This is a genomic window from Silvibacterium bohemicum (genome assembly GCF_001006305.1).
Lineage (GTDB): Bacteria > Acidobacteriota > Terriglobia > Terriglobales > Acidobacteriaceae > Silvibacterium > Silvibacterium bohemicum.
The window spans coordinates 667364-685882 of the sequence record NZ_LBHJ01000020.1; the positions used below are offsets into that span (position 1 = coordinate 667364).

Genomic DNA, 18519 nt, shown 5'->3' on the forward strand with positions numbered 1-18519 from the left:
TAGCGAAGAATCTCAGCGTCGCTAGTGCACAAGCCGAGCTGAGATCCTTCCTCCTTTTCGTCGTCAGGATGACGTCATATGGCGGCCAAAGCGGCCTGTGAATCAGCCGGCGGTCTCTTCCGGTTCCAGTATTTGCAGGTGGAAGGGTTTTTCCAGCAGGCACTTCATGGCACCTATTCTGGCCAGCGCTCGTTTGAGCGCGGAGTTGGCGCAGGGCTCGACCGTCACCACAAACGGGAGGTTGCCCTTTCCGAATCCCGGCTTTTGGAAGATGGCGTGGATATTAATCCCCTGCTCGGCCAGGGCCAGGGCAATTTCTGCGATGATCCCCGGCTGATCGTTCACCACGAAGCGAATCGAGTGGCGAAGGAGGAATTCTCCGCCGATGGTGGTCTTACGGCTGGGCAGATCGACTGCCCGGGAGCCGTGGGCGATGCTGATCACGTCGGAGACGACCGCAACTGCGGTCGGGTGACCGCCTGCTCCGTGCCCGGAGAAGACCACGTCGCCGCCGTACTTGCCGCCCACCAGGACCGTATTTTCGGTCCCGCGCGACCAGGCCAGGGGCGACGCCTTCGGCACCAGCATGGGGCCGACGCTGGCCAGCACATCGCCGGTTGCCAGGTTTGCGCCGCGGATCTCGGCGCGGGAGATCTGGCGGATGGTGCAGCTCAGTTCGCGGGCGTAAGCAAAATCTATCGCCGATACATCGCGGATCGAGCGGCAGGGGATCTGGTTGGGGTCAAGATCGGCCCGCAGCGCGAGGCGGGAGAGGATGACCAGCTTGGCGCGGGCATCATAGCCGTCCACATCTTCCGTAGGATCGACTTCCGCGTATCCCAGGGCCTGCGCCTCTTGCAGAACATCGCCGAACTCGGCCCCGTCTTCCATCTTGGAGAGGATGAAGTTGCAGGTTCCGTTCAGGATGCCCTCGATACGCATGACCTGATCGCCGGCCAGGCCCTGCTGCAGTCCCGGAATGACCGGGATGCCGCCGGCTACCGCGGCTCCGTACAGCAAATGGCCGCCCTTGGAGCGCGCCAGCTTCTCCAGCTCGATGCCATGAAAGGCGATCAGCTTTTTATTGGCGGTGACGGCCGACTTGCCGGCTTCGAGAGCGCGCCGAACCCACGAACCGGCGGGATCGAGTCCGCCGACCAGCTCGATGATCACATCGACATTCGATGCCAGAATGTCTTCGACCTCTTCGGTCCACTGCACCTCGCACGGAACCCAGTCCGCGAGCTTGCGGCTGATGTTCCGGTTATAGATATGCGTAAGCTCGATGCCCTGCGGCTTGAGGTCGCAAAGAATACGCGCAACAGAGCTGCCAACGGTGCCAAAACCAAGAATGGCGACTTTCAAATTCGATCCGGATGCCGACACTTTCTACTCCATAGTGGGAAGGGTTCAAAGTTCAGGGTATAGGGTTCAGGGTATAGGGTATAGCGATCCATGTTCGCGGTATAGCCTTCGCCCCGGTTCCGATTAAGCCCGCGAGGCTGGCTGGTTCTCGGGCAGCGGGTTGACCTGGTCGGCAGGCTCCGGTGCGAGCGCCAGCCGCAGCTCGGCCTGGCAGCCGTGCGCGTCGACGCGATTGTGCAGCTCAAGCGTGCCACCGTGGGCCTCCGCGATCTGCCGCGCCAGCGCCAATCCGACTCCGCTGCCGCTCTTCTTCGTTGTATAGAACGGCACGAAGAGATTCGACGGGTTGGTGATGCCGGGACCGTTATCTTCGATCACGATGGCCAGAATTTCGCCCTGTTGTTCGACCCGTATCGTGACCTGCGGCGATTCGATGTTCTGTCCGGTCGCGATCAATTCGTCGATCACGCTGAAGGCCGCCTCCGCACCGTTGCGCACCAGGTTGATGAGCAGCTGCTCCATCTGGTCGGGATCGACTGCGATGTGGAGACCAGCCAGTTGGACAGTGTCGGCCTCCAAAGCTACTTCCAGCCGGGTTTCGAGGCTGACAACTCGCTCCAGCAGAGGCGTGACCGCAACGCGCCGCACTTGCGGAGCAGGCAGCTGCGCCAGCTGGCGATAGGCCTGAACGAAACGGTTGAGCGATTCGGCGCGGCTCTCGATAACCCCGAGACCGCGATCGAAATCTGCCAGCGGCCGAGGCGAGTCTCCATTCGTCGTTGCAGCCATTTGCGGCAGGCGGCTGCGAAGGCTGCCGGCAATCGATTTGATGGGCGCAAGCGAGTTGCTGATCTCGTGGCCGAGTACACGGATCAGCCTGCGCCACGCGATGCGCTCTTCCTCGCGTAGCGCGCTGCTCACGTCGGAGAGCAGCAGCAGCGTGTGCGGCTCGCCATGCTGGCGAAAGGTGCTGCGGCGTACCATCCACCGGGTCGGACTTCGCGCCGGCTGTCCCTGCGAATCCGGCTGCCCGTCGAGCTGCAGAATCCCCTCATCGGGCTGCTGCAGCAGAGTGTCGAGTCTGAGGTGGGAGGCAAACCGCCCAAGGTCGCGCGGGGAGTTGAGCTGAAAGAGACGCTCGGCTGCCGGGTTCATCAGACGCAGAGCCCTGTGCTGATCGAAGGCCAGAACCGGCGCGTCGAGCTCGGTGATCACGCGGCGAAAGAGCGCGGCTGCTTCAAGCGCGCCCAGCCGCTGCGCCTGATGCATATCGGCCAGGGCGTTGATCTCGATGGCCAGGTCGCCGAAAGGGTCATTTTGCTTCGCGCCTCGCGCGCGAAAGGAGTAGTCCTCCTCGCGAAGTGCTGCGACGACGTTGGCCAGCGTCTGCAGCGGTCGAACCACCTGATCCATGAATGCGGCGATGGCCAACAGCATGGCCAGGCCCGCGATGGTAAGCACGCTGAGGATGGCCGCCAGCGAGAGCCGCTCAACAATCATCAGCCACAGCATCAACCCCAGTGTGGGGAGCGAAAGCAGCGCCGCGAAGAGCTGCAGTTTCAGCTCAAAGGAGAGACGTCCGCTATTATGCCTGGCGTGCTTTTTGTTCTGGGCGCGCGCCCTAGATGCCATATTTTTCCATCCGCCGGTAGAGCGCCCCGCGGCTCAGGCCGAGGGCGTCTGCAGCCTGGCTCACATTCCCATTGGAACGCGACAAGGCTTTGCGGATGAGGATACTCTCAACGGCCTCCAGGCTCATCTCTTCGAGCCCTTGCGCTGAACCGCCTCCGCCGGGGCGCGACTGGCTCAGGCCGAGGTCGACGGTTTCGATCTGGGTGCTTCTTGCCATCAGCACGGCGCGCTCGATGGTGTGGTCGAGCTCGCGGACATTGCCCGGCCATGAATACTGCAGCATGGCCTGAATGGCTCCTGGATCGAGGCCGGCGATCTGTTTGCGATAGCGCTGGCCGTAGCGGTTGAGGAAGTGGGCGGCGAGTGGCGGGATATCCTCGCGGCGCTCGCGCAGTGGCGGAATGTGGATCTCGACGGTATTCAGGCGGAAGAGCAGGTCGCCGCGAAAACGGCCGGCATCGACTTCGACGCGAAGGTCGGCGTTGGTCGCGGAGAGCACGCGCGCGTCGACACGGCGGGTTTTCGACGATCCCACACGCTCCATCTCCCCGGTTTCGAGAACGCGCAGCAGCTTGGCCTGCTGGCGCAAGGGAACGTTGGCGATCTCATCGAGAAAGAGCGTGCCGCCATCGGCCAGCTCGAAGCGTCCGATGCGCTCGGTGCGTGCATCGGTGAAGGCTCCCTTCACATGGCCGAAGAGCTCGCTTTCAAAGGTGCCTTCAGGCAATGCGCCGGTGTTCACGGCTACCAGCGAACGCGAGGCGCGCGCAGAGAGCGCGTGCAGCGATTGGGCAACGACTTCCTTGCCCGTCCCATGCTCACCGGTGATGAGCACGTTAGCGTCGGAGGGGCCGATGCGGGCCATGGTCGCGAGCACATTCTGCATGGATGGCGCGGTGGCGATCATCTCCGGCAGTCCCTGGGCGCGGAGAAGACGATTTTCGGCCTCCAGCCGTTGCGCGCGCCGGACGGCGTCGTGCAGATCCATTTGCGTTCGAAGGATGGTGAGGAGACGGGCGTTGTCCCAGGGCTTCTGGATGAAGTCCTGAGCGCCGCGGCGCATGGCCTCGACCGCGACTTCGACGTTGGCCCAGGCGGTCATCACAATCACCGGCATCTGGCTGTCGTAGGCCTTGACCTGGCTGAGCAGGTCCAGACCTTCCTTGCCGGAGGTGGTGTCGCGGGTGTAGTTGAGGTCAATGAGCAGCGCGTCGTAGCTGCCCGATTTTAAGGCCTCGATCACCATGTAGGGCGAGTGCGCCCGCTCCATGCGGAAGCCCTCGGGCTCCAGCAACAGTTCGAGCGCATCGAGGATATGAGCCTGATCGTCGGCGACCAGCAGGCATGGCTTGCGGCGCGCTGCCGGACTGGCGGCAGCGCCTTCGAGTTGGATGGGAATTGCCATGGGCAGCTTTCAGACTACAGCGATATTTACATGTGAGTGACTACGCCGGACTTGGCGTCGTCGAGCGAGACCCCGGTGCGGTCGAGCGTGGAACCGGTGGCGCGATCGATATCGACCTTGGCTTTTTCAAAGGCATTCTGCGCCACGACCACGGCGGATTCGGAGAGGGCCAGCGCCTGTTCCATGGCCAGCGTGTCGTAACTCGACATGGCGCCAAGCTTTTGTTCCTGCTTGGCGATGTCAAAGGTTCTCTGCGCCAGGTCGCGAGCCTTCTGCGCCGCGTCGACGCGGGCCTGCGCCTGCTGCAGCGCGTACTGCGAGTTGCGCACATCGAGCAGAATGCTCTTCTTCTGCTGCTCGAATGACAGCTCTTTCTGGCGATAGTCCAGCACGGCGCGGAACTGGTCGGCCTTGGCGACGCGGTTGCGCAAGGTGACGCTGAGTTGAAAGCCGACCTGATACTCCGGCGAGGAATAGTTGAAGGTGTTCTGGAATGCGCCGGAAAAGCCGCTGGGAAGAGTGGTGGCGCATTCCGTATTCAGTGCACAAACCGGATTGACCTGACCGCCGAAACCGGCGCCGATCAATTGCCCGTAAAGCGATAACCTGGGCAGCAGCTCGTTTTTGATGGTTTTGAGATTGTTCTGCGCGATCTGCATTGCGATCTGGTCTTCCGAGACATCCGGCCGGTTCTTCTCGGCTTCAGCAATTAGCTGATCGACAGGTTCCGCAGCGTGCGGGTCTGGTGGCCCGAGAAGATCGAGCGGAATCACCGGCATTTCGGCCAGCGCAGGGTCGTCAATGGTCTTGGTGATCGCATTCTTGATGAGCAGCTCATTCAGCTTGAGAGTCGCCCGGGCGACGGTCAGATCGCCTTCGCTCGAGGCCACGGCGGATTGATCCTTCATGACCTGCATGGCGGGGACGTTCTGCAGCTGCAACTGCTTCTGATCGTCGGAGAGAGTTTCGTTGGCGTAGGCCAGCGAGCGCTCCTTGATCTGAGCATCCTGATAAGCATTCACAAGATCCCAGTAGATGTTTTCAACCTGCGAAATGGTAGCGATCACCTGCGCCCGGAAGCCGAGGTCGGTGAGTTGAATGTTCTTTTTCGCGATGTGGATGAAGCGCTGATTGGTGGCTAGTCCGAAGCCCTGCAGCAGAGGCTGATTGACGGTGAGGTTGAAATTCGTGGTGAGCTCGGGGCTGAGAATGTTGTAGATGCTGTTCGTGGTCTGGCGAATCCCGTAGTCGGTGACGTTGAAGCTTGTGCCCAGCGAGAATGCCTGTGAATAGCTGGATGCCAGCTCAATGGTGTTTTGTTTCAAGATCGGAACACCGTAGTTAATAGTGTTGACCTGAGTCAGCGTGGTGTGATCGACAAAGCCCTGCACGCCGAGTTGAGGATCGAAGGAACTGATTGCGGCGCCGTTGCCGAGTGTCGAGGTGACCAGACCGCCAGCACCGGCGGCGGTCGCTCCGCTGCTGGAACCGCCTCCGCTGCCCACTCCGGAGGAGTTGAAGCCGCCCTGCGTTCCCTGCGCGATGCTGGTGTTCACGCCGTTGGCCGCGCCTCCAGCCTTGGTACGCAGAAGATCGGCCTGGGCGATGGGCAGGTTATAGCGGAAGTAGGCTAGGTCAAGATTATTCTCGAGCGCCAGCGCAATCGCATCTTTGAGCGATAGATAAAGCTTGCCGTCACGTTCCAGGTTTTGCAGTCGCGGCGAGTTGATCAGGTTGATCGCGGGCACCGTGCTCGGCATGTAGGGAGCGAATGGGTTGCGCGAATGCGGCAGATCGATATGAAACGGCATCTGCGGCGCGGAGACCGGCTGCGATTGCTGCTGCTGGGCCTGTTGCGCCTGTTGCGCGATGCTGTTGGTCTGCGACGCAGCTGGAGCGGGAGGCGCGTCGGGAGCCGGCGCGGTCGATTGCACCTGTCCGAAACCGAGAGGCGCGACGGAGAGGCACAACACGGCAGCGCAGGCGCGCTCCCATAGCCGAAAATGGAAACCAGAACCGCTCAAGATGCTCCTACCTCCGGTACAACATTCGATCCAGCAACTAATCCCGGATTTGCCAAGTCAGGATTTGCCGAGTCCATGGTCATCCAGCCATCGCGAACTTCGATCACGCGATTGCCGAAGCCCGCGTTGACCTCAGAGTGCGTGACCTGCACGATGGTCGTGCCCTGATCGTTGAGCTGCTTGAAGAGCTCCATGATCTCCTTGGCCTGGCTGGAGTGCAGATTGCCCGTGGGCTCGTCGGCCAGCAGCAGAACCGGCTTGTGAATGACCGCGCGCGCGATGCCCACCAGCTGCTGTTGTCCGCCGGAGAGCTGCGACGGATACAGATCCTTCTTGCCGACAATCTGGAAGCGGTCGAGGGTATCGGCAACCAGCCCCTGGCGCTCGTTGCGCGGCATGTTCTTGTAGGAGAGCGGCAGGTCGATGTTTTCCTGCACGGTAAGGTCGTCAAGCAGGTGGTAGCTCTGGAAGACCATGCCGATGTTGCGCTTGGCAACCTCGGCGCGCTGCTTGCGATTCATGGCATGCACCGGCTCGTCTTTGAGCCAATACTCGCCGAGCCACTGGTCGTCGAGCAGAGCCAGCACATTGAGCAGCGACGACTTCCCCGCTCCCGACGGCCCCATGATGGTGAGGAACTCCCCCTCGCGGATATCCAGGTTGATGCGCCGCAGAACCCAGGTCTGTCCCGCCCCGGTCTTATAGCTGCGCTCGATATTTCTTAGCTGAATCATGTTGATCCTTCAATCTGCCAGTCTGCAATCCGGCATGGCGGGCTGGGAAACACCATGCAGCGAAACTGCCGTCTTTCCAAACAAACGCCCACCTGAGCGCAGCGAAGAATCCCAGCCATACTGACGCGGAGTGTCCGCTGGGATTCTTCCTCCCATCCGATCGTCACAAGAACAACTTTGCGTAATGCCCCTCGGCGCGGCTTACCGGGCTTCGAGCACCGGCTCGAGCGCATCGCCTTCCGCGACCACCTTGCCGTCGAAGAGGTGAACATTGCGCTCGGCATGGCGTGCGAAGCGGGGATCGTGGGTCACCATGCAGATGGTTGCGCCTTCCCGGTGCAGGTTCTGCAGCAGCTCCATGACCGCTTCGCCGTTGCGCGAATCGAGGTTACCGGTCGGTTCGTCAGCCAGCAGGATGGAAGGCGATCCAGCCAGGGCGCGAGCCACGGCGACACGCTGCTGTTGACCGCCGGAGAGCTGCGAAGGATAGTGCTTCATGCGGTGCGCCATGCTTACGCGCTCCAGCGATTCCTGGACACGTCTTTTCCGTTCGGGCGCCGACATGCCGGTGCGATAGGTCAACGGCAGCTCGACGTTCTCGTAGACGGTGAGGTCGCCAATCAGGTTGAAGCTCTGGAAGATGAAGCCGATCTCCTGGTTGCGAATGCGTGAGCGCTGCGCGAAGTTGAGGTTCTCGACTGCATGATTGTTGAGCAGATACTTGCCGCCGGTGGGCGTGTCCAACAAGCCGATGATGGAGAGCAGCGTCGACTTGCCGCAGCCCGATGGTCCAGACATGGCGACATATTCACCCTTGTGAATGGTGAGGTGGATGCCCGAGAGCGCATGGGTTTCGATCTCGTCCGTATAGAAGACCTTGGTCAGGCCTTCGATCTCAATCAACGACTGCCGTGTGTCCATCATGCTCAAACGCTCCTTAGATTTTTGTTCTGCTCCAACTTGCTACGGCCTTACTGCCGAGCAACGCGAGGCCAAAGTAAGCTATTACCAGAAATGGCGCCGAAGGCGCGGCTACCTTGACGGTCAGTCAAGGCGAACCTTGTCCGTGTTGTCGTACCTCGACATGTCCGAAAGAATGACGCGATCGCCGTCCTTGAGACCGTCGAGGATCTGAATCTGCGTAACCGATGCCCTGCCAACCTTGACCTGTACCCTGGTTGCTGTCTTGCCGTCCGGATCGATCCGGAAGAGGCTGATGGTGCTGTTCTCGTTGCCGAAGGCCGGGCGTCCGACATAGAGAACATCCTGCAGCCGCTGTAAATCGATCGTTCCGTCGACGCTCAACTGCGGAACGGCGCCCGGTGGCAGCGCTCCATCCAGTGTTACGTCAACGACGCGCGTTCCGTTCAATACCCCGGGATCGATTCTGGTAACGTGCCCGGGAACGATGCCGTTGTGAGTATCGATCTCCGCCGGCTGATCGAGCTGGATGTCATGGGCCTGGGTCTCGGCGATGTTCAGAGCGGCCTTGAGCTTATCCGGTTGAACCACCTCGGCGACCGAGGTGCCTACGGTCACGTGCTGACCAACCTGGAGCGGTGTCGAGAGGGTCGTAAGAACACCAGAGATGCCGGCGCGGACCTGCAGCGCGGCTTCTTGTTTTTCATAAAGGTTGAGGAGAGCCTTGGCCTGATCGATCTTTGTCTGCTGCGAGGCCAGCTGTATCTGAATGGCCCTGGTGTTGACGTCGATCTGCTCCTGACTGATCTGGTGCTGCGCGGTCAGCTGCTCGGCCTTGTTCTTGGAGGCGTTCATGGACACGCCGGAGATCACTCCGAGGTCGAAGAGCTTTTTGTCGGTATCCGCCTGGAGCTGATCCTGCGTGTAGTCGGAGTTCACCGCCGCGGCCGCTGCCTTCTTATCCATCAAGGTCGACTGCAGCGTCGCACGGAGATTTTGATAGTCGGCCTCTGCACCCTTGAGCGCCAGCTGTGCGTCGAGCAGCTTCTGCTGGAGTTCGGGGTCGGCCAGGTCCATCAGGATGGTGTCGGGCGTCACTTTTGTGCCGGGAAGAACACGGATGCGAACGACGGTCGCATCGGTCTGCGCGGGGATGAGCTGGATGCTCTCTTCGCGGGGAACCAGGGTGCCGAGTCCACGCACCTGGCGGATCATGGGCCCGCGTTTGACCGTGTCCGGCCAGATGGTGCTGGCGTCGACGGTGGGTGCGGCAGGCTTGAGGCGGTAGACGCCGGCGGCCGCAGCCGCCAGGACAACAACTCCAGCCGCGATCCATGAAGCGTTGCGGCGGAACTTCTTCTTCTTAATATCAGGCCGGGCGATATCCATCACGCTCCGGGAAGTGCACGCTGTCCGCCAATCCAACGGCGCGGCCAATCGTTTGAAACTGAACCACTTGGCGGACACCACCGGCGGACAGAATGGCTTCCTCCTGATCATTTCCGGAACCAACTGTCCGTTTCCGGACAGCTGTCGCAGTTTGCGGGTTCAGGCTACGTCTTCCAGATTTTTCCGTTGGGATAGCTGTAGTTCCGCAGGGTTTCGGGATAGATTTCCGCGCTGTATCCGGGCTGCGTGGACAGCAGATAGTGGCCGTTCTCCACGTGCACCGGATCGACGAAGTGCTCGTGGAGATGATCGACAAACTCGGTCACGCGATTCTCCAGTGTTGCGGAGACGCGGAGGTAGTCGAAGACCGAAAGATGCTGCACATACTCGCACAAGCCCACTCCGCCGGCGTGCGGGCAGACCGGGATATTGAATTTCGCAGCCATGAGCATGACAGCCAGGTTTTCGTTCACGCCGGCCAGGCGGCAGCTATCGATCTGGCATACGTCGATGGCCTTGGCCTGCATGAGCTGCTTGAAGATGACGCGGTTCTGGCAGTGCTCGCCGGTGGCGATGCGCACCTGCGGCACTTCGCGGCGGATGCGCGCATGGCCGAGGATATCGTCGGGGCTGGTCGGCTCTTCCATCCACCAGGGATGCAGCACAGCCAGCTCGCGGGTGCGCTTGATCGCCTCTTCGACATCCCACATCTGGTTGGCGTCGAACATCAGCTTGTTGTGGCTGCCGATCTTCTCGCGCACCAGGCGCGCGCGGCGCATGTCGTCCGCGGGATCGCCTCCGACCTTCAGCTTGAAGTGAGTCCAGCCCTCGGCCAGAGCCTGATCGCAGAGATGGGCGATCTTCTCATCGCTGAAGCCCATCCAGCCAACGGAGGTGGTGTAAGCGGGGTAGCCGCGCTGGCGCAGATATTCGAGGCGCAGGTCCATCCCCGCTTTGTTCTTGCGCAGGATCGCGCGCGCTTCGTCCGGAGTGAGCGCATCCGTGATGTAGCGGAAATCGATGGCGCGAAGGATCTGCTCGTCTTCCATGTCCGCGAGGAGTTGCCATAGAGGCTTATCTTTTTTGCGGGCGTAGAGATCCCAGACCGCATTGAGCAGCGCGGCCGTAGCCAGATGGATGACACCCTTTTCCGGACCCAACCAGCGGAACTGCGGATCGCCGGTCAGCTCGCGGGAGAACGCCGCGAAGTTATCGGTGATCGAAGACAAACTGCGGCCGATGACGAACTTCGAGAGATAGCGCAGCGCTTCGACGCACAGCTCGGTGCCGCGGCCCAAGGTGAAAGTGAGTCCGTATCCCTTCAGCTCCTGATCCGTCTCGAGGATGCAGTACGCGGCGGAGTAATCCGGCGATGTATTGACGGCGTCAGAGCCAATTGCGTCTCGCGAAGTGGGAAAGCGGAGGTCGATGACCTCGACGCCGGTGATTTTCAGATCGCTCAAATGAGTTCTCCAGTCCTTGTCTGCGGCAGCAAAAGATCCTGCACGCTCAATCCTTCCATTGCCTGTCTCCACTTCGGCAGGATGGCGTTCAGCTTCCAGTGCCTTCTGTGCGATAACCGCAAAATTGGATATCAACACCGCGAAATCGATGACCGAGCGTGAAGGGCGGTGAAAAACTAGGCGGCGGTCCAGCCGCCGTCGATGGGCAGCAAGGCTCCGGTCATGAAAGCCGCTTCATCCGAGCAGACATATCGCACCAGCGAGGCTATCTCCTCCGGCTGGCCTACGCGGCCGATGGGCTGGCGTGCATTGAGCTCGGCGCGCACCTTGTCTTTCTCATGCGCGTGATACTTCTCCAGATAACCCTCGACAAAGGGCGTCTGCACGGTGCCGGGGCAGATGCAGTTGACGCGCAGCTCCTTGGGATACTCGACGGCGAGCTGCCGGGTCATGGCGATGACCGCGCCCTTGCTGGTGCAGTAGGCAAAGCGCTGCTTGATGCCCACCAGCCCGGCCACCGATCCGATATTGACGATGCAGCCGTGGGCAGCCAATAAAAGCGGCAGAAAAGCGCGCGTGACCAGATAGACCGACTTCACGTTGACTTCCATCACGCGGTCGAATTCGTCAGGCTCGATCTTGGTGATGTCTCCCACGCTGGCGATGCCCGCATTATTCACCAGGATGTCGAGCTTGCCGATAGCGGCGACTGCGGCCTGAAGCGACTCTGGCTTGGTGACGTCGAGATGCAGCGCGGTGGCGTTGCCCAGGGTTGATGCCAGCGATTTCGCCTGCTCATGATGGATGTCGGCGACGATCACCGATGCGCCGGCGCGAGCCAGCTCCTTGCAGGTTGCCTCGCCAATGCCGCTGGCGCCGCCGGTTACCAGCGCGTGCCGGCCGTCGAGACGAAACGATTCGTGGGTTGCATTCATAGATTCTTGGGACATGCCTTCCTCTTCTGTGCCGTGACGATGCGGAGGCTTGCTTACTCCAGAGTCTCGGGATCGATGCCATCTTCCTCGCTCGATCGGTAGGCCGCCTCGACCACTTTCATGGTATCGAGTGCATCTTCGACGCGGGTGGGAAGAACCGGGCTCGCGCCGGTGACGTAAGCCTGCAGCGATCCCATGGAACCGATGAAGGCGTGCGGAAACCAGTTCCCTTTCGTGGGCAGGGTGGTCCAAGGTTCGCCGGGCGATGCGAAGTCCAGCGAGTCAGGCTTGCCGCGGGGATAGTCGAGGTTCACACCCATCACCGCGTGCAGCGCGCCTTTGGTTCCTTCCCATTGAACAAAGCTGTGCTGCCGTCCTACGAAGGTGTGGTTGTGGTTGGCAGTGATGAAGACGCGCTTCCACTCGCCGTAGTCCATGATGATGACGCTCTTGGCCGGCGCAAGCTTGGGAGTGCCCGGATTGCGCACGGTTCTCGCCAAAACCCGCGATGGATTTCCGAACCACGAGCGCACGAGATCGACATAGTGAATGCTGTGATAGAGAATCTCCAGGCGGGGACTGGACAGGATGAAGGTCCACAAATCCCAGGGCATGAAGTCCGAGACGCGGACCTCCATGTCATGGACTTCGCCCAGCAGATTGGCGTCGGTGATCTTCCTCGCCGCCAGCATCACCGGCGCATAGCGAAGTTGAAAATTCACCGCGGCGGTGAGCTGCTTCTCACGGCAGATGGAGACGATCTCCTGGGCCTCGGCGAGATTGTTGCCCATCGGCTTTTGAATGAGCACCGCCGACCCGTTCGGCAGCTGACGAAGCACCCCGGCAATCGCGCCCGCAGGCAGGGCGAGATCGAAGATCCTCCTCGCGGGCGTCTGGCGGATGGCTTCGTCGACGGAACCTAGAGCCAGAGGCACATCGAAATCCGCTGCCAGCTTCAGAGCTTTTTCCGGCTCAACGTCGACCACCGCGGCGACCGGAAACGAGGCCAGCCGGTACGCCGGCAAATGGGCGTCGCGAACGATGCCCCCCGAACCGATGCAGACGATCGGCAGCGGCTCTTTCGGCATCGGAGGTGCGGCAGCACGCGATGCCTCCTGCACTTCGTCGAGTGAGGATGAAATCATATCCAGCTAACTTTAGAAGACTCGTGTTCGCGCGTCCAGTTCGGCCCGGGCGTTCAGAAATGTTGAGAATTCCGGTAATGAAAACGTATACACTGGACGCGCCGATTTTCTGTCTTCAAGGCTTAAAGCGAATTGCATTCCATTTAAAGGTCTTCTGATGCCTATTCTCACTCGCCGCGATCTCGTGCTCTCCGGACTTGCTCTCTCTGCTTCTTCCGCCATCTCGGCCAGCGCCTGGGCGCAAACGAATGCGCTCCTTTCGACCGTTTCCGAGGCGGCGGCGTTTTCTCCGGGGCCGAGAGAAAAACTGCTCTTCGATTTCGGATGGAAGTTCCAGCTCGGCAATGGATGCGACCCGGGGCACGATCTGGATTTCGGCAAGGGCCAGGGCGATTTCGCCAAGACCGGCGAGTTCGACTTCGCCACCGCCAAGCTTGACGACTCGAAGTGGCGGTCTCTGAATCTGCCGCACGACTGGGCGGTCGAGCTGCCCTTTGTCTGGGATAACGAGCAGCAATCGCATGGGTACAAGCCACTGGGGCGGCGCTATCCGGAGACCAGCGTGGGCTGGTACCGTCGCACCTTCGAGATTGCCGCAGCAGACCAGGGCAAGCGCATCTCGATTGAATTCGACGGAGCCTTCCGCAGTGCGCTGATCTTCGTAAACGGATGCTTCATCGGCCGCAACGACAATGGATATGCACCTTTCAGCTTCGACCTTTCGGACTTTCTGCACTACGGAGAGAAGAACTATCTTGTGGTGCGCATGGATGCGAGCTTCGGCGATGGATGGTTCTACGAGGGCGCGGGAATTTACCGGCACGTCTGGCTGGTGAAGCAGGACAAGCTGCACCTGGGGCAATGGGAGAGCTACGTTCGCGCGAAGATGGAAGGTGACGCGGCTGTCCTGAGCCTGGGCACCGTGGTGCAGAACGCCGGCGACAACCAGGAGTATGCGCGCGTCCGCTGGCAGATTCTGGATCGCGAAGGCAAGCAGGTGGCTTCGGCAGAAGCTGCGGCACAGCAGGTGAACTCTGATGGCTCGGCCACATACACCGCGACCGCGCGGCTGGCACATCCCGAGCGGTGGTCGCCTGAGACGCCGATCCTTTACTCCGCCATCGTGTCGGTCGAGGCTGCGGGAAAGGTTCGCGACGCCGAACGCGTGAGCTTCGGCGTGCGCTCGCTGCGCTTCGACAAGGACAAGGGCTTCTTCCTGAATGACGTGCCGGTCAAGATCAAGGGCACCTGCAACCACCAGGATCACGCTGGAATCGGCGCGGCACTGCCCGACCGGATGCAGTATTTCCGCGTAAGCGTGCTCAAGGAGATGGGCTCGAACGGGATGCGCACTTCGCACAACATGCCAACTCCGGAGCTGGTCGAGGCATGCGACCGCATGGGCATGATGATGCTCTGCGAGACGCGACAGATGAGCTCCAATCCTGAGGGCATGGCGCAACTTGAAGCGATGATCAAGCGCTACCGCAACTCTCCCGCGATCATTCTCTGGTCGATGGGCAACGAAGAGGGCTATCTCAACAAGGATGTGGTGGGCGAGCGCGTGATTGCGGAGATGCAGCAGCGCAGCCACGAGCTCGATCCGACGCGGGTGTGCACCGCCGCGGTAAACAACAACTTCGGGACCGGCGTTTCCAAGGTGCTGGATGTGATGGGCTTCAACTACAACCTGAAGGTGCCGGACGATTATCACAAGGCGCATCCGAATCAACCTTCTATCGGAACAGAGACGGCGAGCGCAATCTCCACGCGAGGCGAATACTTCACCGACAAGCTGCGCAACGTGATGAGCGCTTACGACACCAACCAGCCGGGATGGGGCGAGACGGGGGAGGAATGGTGGAAGTTCTACATGGCCCGCGAGTGGCTGGCCGGAGGCTTCGCATGGACCGGCTTCGACTATCGCGGCGAGCCCACGCCCTACGGCTGGCCCTCGGTCAGCTCACAGTTCGGCATCATCGATACCTGCGGCTATCCCAAGGACACCTACTTTTACTACAAGGCCTGGTGGGGCAAGGAGCCGGTACTGCACCTCTTCCCGCACTGGAACTTCGCAGGCAAAGAGGGCATCGAGATCCCGGTGTGGGTTCACTCCAATCTCGACTCCGTTGAGCTGTTCGTCAACGGCACGAGCGTAGGCAGCCAGAAGGTCGAACCGCTGACGCATCTGCAGTGGAAGGTGAAATATGCGCCCGGCGTGATCGAGGCGCGCGGCACCAAGGACGGCAAGGTGGTGCTCACCGAGAAGCGCGAGACCACCGGAGCCGCCAGGAGCATCAAGCTGACCGCAGACCGGACGACCCTCCACGCTGACGGAGAAGATGTCGCTGTACTGCGGGTCGAAGCCCTGGACGCGGACGGACGGCACGTTCCAATCGCAGATGATCTGATCGAGTTCAAGATTACGGGCGCCGGAGGGTTCCTCGGAGTGGGCAACGGCGATCCGAATTGCCATGAATCCGACAAGGAGCCGAAGCGGAGTCTGTTCAACGGGCTGGCGCAGGTGATTATTCAATCGACGAAGAAGCCGGGAGAGATCATCATCGAGGCCAAGGCCGGTGGTTGGAACGGCAAGCTGACCGCGACCAGGCTGACGATCACAACGGAGAAAGCCGAACTACGGCTCTCCGTGGGATAAATGGGGCAGTAAATGGGCGTTTGCCAGACCGGGCATCGTCTTGCATGATGAGAAGGAATGACTACGCTCCCACCTCCTGCCCGGCTGGAACCACGTTGGCCGGCGATGCTGGCTCTGCTTGCCGTGGGAGGCTTGCGGCTGGCTCTGCCCGAGTCGCTCTCCGTCGGTCCGGCGTGGATGCTGATTACCGTAGTTGTCGTCCTTATGGTCCCCACCGCATGGGCGCGCCAGAAAGGCCTGAATACCCTCAACAGAGTGTTGGGGTATCTGGTGACCTCCATCGTCACGGCCGACATGGTCTGGTCGCTGTGGCTGCTGGTGGCGGCGCTGCCCTCGCACAAAGAATCTCCGAAGGATCTGCTGCGCTCGGCAGCCGCGCTGTGGATAGCAAACATCCTGGTCTTTGCATCATGGTATTGGCGGCTTGACGCAGGCGGCCCGCATGCCCGCGAGCTGCGTGGCGTGCATACCGACGGCGCTTTCCTGTTCCCGCAGATGACGCTCGATCAGCAGGCAAAACGGGCGATGGGCGAAGAAACGTGGAGTCCGGGCTTCGTCGATTATCTATTTCTGGCCTTCAACACCAGCACCGCCTTTTCGCCGACCGACAGCCCGGTGCTCTCGCGATGGGCCAAGATGATGATGATGGTGCAGGCGCTGATCTCGTTCGCTACAGTGGCGCTGCTCGCGGCTCGCGCGGTGAATATACTTTGACGCTTCGGCCGGAGAGAAGCTTCTCTGACATTCTCCGGCAGGTCTCCCTCACCCAGCACAAAAAACAACCTTCTGCAATATCTTTCGATCCCGCCGCGCAAATTTACAGCGGTTTTCGACAAGCCAAGGACGGAATTCTCGCCGTAAGATTGAGACCTGTTGCGCGGAGCGGCCTTTAAGCGGTTTGCGCCTGGAGAGAATCGACGATGGTAATCGCATTTGCATTTTTGATCGGAGTCATTACCGGCCTGCGGGCGCTGATGGGCCTGACCATGGTGAGCTGGGGAGCTGGGCTGGGCTGGATTCCCCTGGGCGACACCCCGCTGCACTGGCTGGGCCTGCCCATAACGCGCTATATCCTCAGCTTTTTAGCACTGGGTGAACTGGTGAACGACAAGCTGCCCAAGACGCCCAGCCGCAAGGTTCCGCCGCAATTCATCATCAGGATCGTAATGGGAGGCTTTTCCGGAGCTGCCATCGGCCTGGCCAAAGGATCATGGATTGTCGGACTGATCGCCGGCGCGGTGGGTGCGGTTGTGGGTACACTGGGCGGAGCGGAATTCCGCGGGCGGCTGGCCAAGGCAATCGGAAAAGATCTTCCCATTGCACTGCTGGAGGACGCGATAGCCATCATTGGCGGCTTTTTGATCGTCTCACACTTGCAATGACTACCATTCGATTCGACGACATCATCATAGGGGCCGGCCAAGCCGGCCCCTCGTTGGCTGGCCGGCTTACGCAGGCGGGGCGCAAAGTGGCCATGATCGAGCGCAAGCTCTTCGGCGGCACCTGCGTCAACACCGGCTGCACTCCTACCAAGACCATGGTGGCGAGCGCCTATGCCGCGCACCTCGCCCGGAGAGCCGCGGATTATGGCGTGGAGATTGGCGGCCCCATTGATGTCGACATGAAGGCCGTGAAGGCGCGCAAAGATGCTGTGGTAGCCAAATCACGCAATGGCGTGGAAGGCTGGCTGCGAGGAATGGAAAACTGCACGGTCTACACCGGCCATGCTAGCTTCGAATCCGCGAACGAGGTGCGGGTCGGCGATCAGCTGCTCTCGGCGGAGCGGATCTTTCTCAACGTCGGCGGCCGCGCCGTGAAGCCCGACCTTCCCGGCATCCACGAAATCAAATATCTGGATAACGTGAGCATGATGGATCTCGACGTGTTGCCCCGGCATCTGGTGGTAGTCGGCGGGAGCTATGTCGGGATCGAGTTCGGGCAGATGTTTCGCCGCTTCGGCAGCGAGGTGACCATCGTCGAGAAGTCGTCGCGGCTGGTCTCCCACGAGGATGAAGACGTCTCGATAGCGGTGAAGGAAATTCTGGAGAAAGAAGGCATCCACGTACGCCTGCATGCCGAGTGTATTCATTTTCACGCGCACGGCACGGATGTATCGGTGGGCGTCGAGTGCCATGATGGCGATCCCGAGGTGCTGGGCAGCCATGTGCTGCTGGCTGTGGGGCGGCGTCCCAATACCGACGACTTGGGTGTAGAAAAAACCGGCCTCAAGTTGGATGAACACGGCTTCGTCGTCGTCGACGACCAGCTGAGAACCAGCGTGCCGGGCATCTGGGCGATGGGCGATTGCAACGGTCGCGGCGCGTTTACGCACACGTCGTATAACGACTTCGAGATCGTCGCTGCAAATCTGCTTGAAAATTCGCCGCGTCGTGTCAGCGATCGCATCCTAGCCTATGCGCTGTATATGGACCCGCCGCTGGCCCGCGTAGGCATGACGGAAGAAGAGGTGTGCAAGTCAGGCAAGCCGGCGCTGATCGGCACCCGGCCGATGACCAAGGTGAGCCGCGCCGTCGAGAAGGGTGAGTCCGAGGGATTCATGAAGATCCTGGTCGACGCAGAGTCGAAGCGCATCCTGGGCGCGTCCATTCTCGGAGTAGGCGGCGACGAGGCGATTCATTGCATCCTCGACGTGATGTACGCCAAGGCTCCCTACACGACGATCCAACACGCGGTACACATTCACCCCACAGTGTCGGAGCTGATTCCAACTATGCTGGCCGATCTGAAACCTCTTACTTAGTCAGACGGATTCAGTGGGTATCGGTGCCCCACATCTTGACTTTGAGATGTGGGGTTTTCAATTGCTGCGATCTGCGCTCGCCGATC

At 60.8% G+C, this 18519-nt stretch carries 14 protein-coding genes; 4 read left to right on the forward strand and 10 right to left on the reverse strand.

The genetic code is table 11. The annotated features are described in order from the left end of the window. Nucleotides 1-102 precede the first annotated feature (102 nt). The 10 genes from XX99_RS25855 to XX99_RS25900 all read right to left on the reverse strand — a co-directional run bounded on the left by XX99_RS25855 (nucleotide 103) and on the right by XX99_RS25900 (nucleotide 13013). A complete protein-coding gene (locus tag XX99_RS25855) occupies nucleotides 103-1386 on the reverse strand; it encodes a homoserine dehydrogenase (protein ID WP_050062277.1) in 1284 nt (427 codons plus the stop codon). Between the two features lie 102 nt (nucleotides 1387-1488). Continuing rightward, on the reverse strand, nucleotides 1489-2997 hold the full coding sequence (locus XX99_RS25860; protein ID WP_082125975.1) for a sensor histidine kinase: 1509 nt from the start codon (nucleotides 2995-2997) through the stop codon (nucleotides 1489-1491). Further along, nucleotides 2987-4402 carry a sigma-54-dependent transcriptional regulator gene (locus XX99_RS25865; RefSeq protein ID WP_050062278.1) on the reverse strand — a complete coding sequence of 472 codons (1416 nt, stop codon included), beginning with the start codon at nucleotides 4400-4402 and terminating at the stop codon, nucleotides 2987-2989. Before XX99_RS25865 ends, XX99_RS25860 begins: the two co-directional genes overlap by 11 nt. Nucleotides 4403-4428: 26 nt before the next feature. Then, nucleotides 4429-6426: a TolC family protein gene (locus XX99_RS25870; protein ID WP_050062279.1), complete on the reverse strand. Its 1998-nt coding sequence runs from the start codon at nucleotides 6424-6426 to the stop codon at nucleotides 4429-4431. After that, nucleotides 6423-7160, reverse strand: coding sequence for an ABC transporter ATP-binding protein (locus XX99_RS25875; RefSeq protein WP_050062280.1), 738 nt, complete (start codon nucleotides 7158-7160; stop codon nucleotides 6423-6425). The genes XX99_RS25870 and XX99_RS25875 overlap by 4 nt, the downstream gene beginning before the upstream one ends. 201 nt (nucleotides 7161-7361) lie before the next feature. Next, complete coding sequence (locus XX99_RS25880; protein ID WP_082126002.1) at nucleotides 7362-8081, reverse strand: ABC transporter ATP-binding protein; 720 nt, start codon at nucleotides 8079-8081, stop codon at nucleotides 7362-7364. Between the two features lie 123 nt (nucleotides 8082-8204). Continuing rightward, nucleotides 8205-9470, reverse strand: coding sequence for an efflux RND transporter periplasmic adaptor subunit (locus XX99_RS25885; RefSeq protein WP_050062282.1), 1266 nt, complete (start codon nucleotides 9468-9470; stop codon nucleotides 8205-8207). 164 nt (nucleotides 9471-9634) lie between these two features. After that, a complete protein-coding gene (locus tag XX99_RS25890; protein ID WP_050062439.1) occupies nucleotides 9635-10933 on the reverse strand; it encodes an enolase C-terminal domain-like protein in 1299 nt (432 codons plus the stop codon). A 176-nt stretch (nucleotides 10934-11109) separates the two neighbouring features. Further along, entirely contained in the window at nucleotides 11110-11883 is a 774-nt protein-coding gene (locus XX99_RS25895) for an SDR family NAD(P)-dependent oxidoreductase (RefSeq protein ID WP_231581625.1), read from the reverse strand. A 38-nt stretch (nucleotides 11884-11921) separates the two neighbouring features. Beyond that, the gene (locus XX99_RS25900; RefSeq protein WP_082125976.1) at nucleotides 11922-13013 is read right to left on the reverse strand and encodes a Gfo/Idh/MocA family protein; all 1092 of its coding nucleotides are present in this window, start codon (nucleotides 13011-13013) and stop codon (nucleotides 11922-11924) included. 157 nt (nucleotides 13014-13170) lie between these two features. On the opposite strand from XX99_RS25900, the gene galA reads away from it, so the two are divergent. The 4 genes from galA (at nucleotide 13171) to XX99_RS25920 (ending at nucleotide 18433) form a co-directional block, all read left to right on the forward strand. Next, the gene (gene galA, locus XX99_RS25905) at nucleotides 13171-15672 is read left to right on the forward strand and encodes a beta-galactosidase GalA (RefSeq protein WP_050062284.1); all 2502 of its coding nucleotides are present in this window, start codon (nucleotides 13171-13173) and stop codon (nucleotides 15670-15672) included. Between the two features lie 57 nt (nucleotides 15673-15729). Continuing rightward, entirely contained in the window at nucleotides 15730-16386 is a 657-nt protein-coding gene (locus XX99_RS25910; protein ID WP_050062285.1) for a hypothetical protein, read from the forward strand. Between the two features lie 206 nt (nucleotides 16387-16592). Continuing rightward, nucleotides 16593-17054 (forward strand): DUF4126 family protein, encoded by a 462-nt coding sequence (locus XX99_RS25915; RefSeq protein WP_050062286.1) that lies wholly within the window; start codon nucleotides 16593-16595, stop codon nucleotides 17052-17054. After that, nucleotides 17051-18433, forward strand: coding sequence for an FAD-containing oxidoreductase (locus XX99_RS25920; RefSeq protein WP_050062287.1), 1383 nt, complete (start codon nucleotides 17051-17053; stop codon nucleotides 18431-18433). The genes XX99_RS25915 and XX99_RS25920 overlap by 4 nt, the downstream gene beginning before the upstream one ends. The last annotated feature ends 86 nt before the right edge of the window (nucleotides 18434-18519 follow it).

What these genes read in the sequence shown, in the direction of transcription:
- XX99_RS25860 (WP_082125975.1), bottom strand. Translation starts at nt 2,997, where the DNA reads ATGGCATCTAGGGCGCGCGCCCAGAACAAAAAGCACGCCAGGCATAAT.
- XX99_RS25865 (WP_050062278.1), bottom strand. Translation starts at nt 4,402, where the DNA reads ATGGCAATTCCCATCCAACTCGAAGGCGCTGCCGCCAGTCCGGCAGCG.
- XX99_RS25875 (WP_050062280.1), bottom strand. Translation starts at nt 7,160, where the DNA reads ATGATTCAGCTAAGAAATATCGAGCGCAGCTATAAGACCGGGGCGGGA.
- XX99_RS25880 (WP_082126002.1), bottom strand. Translation starts at nt 8,081, where the DNA reads ATGGACACACGGCAGTCGTTGATTGAGATCGAAGGCCTGACCAAGGTC.
- XX99_RS25885 (WP_050062282.1), bottom strand. Translation starts at nt 9,470, where the DNA reads ATGGATATCGCCCGGCCTGATATTAAGAAGAAGAAGTTCCGCCGCAAC.
- XX99_RS25895 (WP_231581625.1), bottom strand. Translation starts at nt 11,883, where the DNA reads ATGTCCCAAGAATCTATGAATGCAACCCACGAATCGTTTCGTCTCGAC.
- XX99_RS25900 (WP_082125976.1), bottom strand. Translation starts at nt 13,013, where the DNA reads ATGATTTCATCCTCACTCGACGAAGTGCAGGAGGCATCGCGTGCTGCC.
- galA (WP_050062284.1), top strand. Translation starts at nt 13,171, where the DNA reads ATGCCTATTCTCACTCGCCGCGATCTCGTGCTCTCCGGACTTGCTCTC.
- XX99_RS25910 (WP_050062285.1), top strand. Translation starts at nt 15,730, where the DNA reads ATGACTACGCTCCCACCTCCTGCCCGGCTGGAACCACGTTGGCCGGCG.
- XX99_RS25915 (WP_050062286.1), top strand. Translation starts at nt 16,593, where the DNA reads ATGGTAATCGCATTTGCATTTTTGATCGGAGTCATTACCGGCCTGCGG.
- XX99_RS25920 (WP_050062287.1), top strand. Translation starts at nt 17,051, where the DNA reads ATGACTACCATTCGATTCGACGACATCATCATAGGGGCCGGCCAAGCC.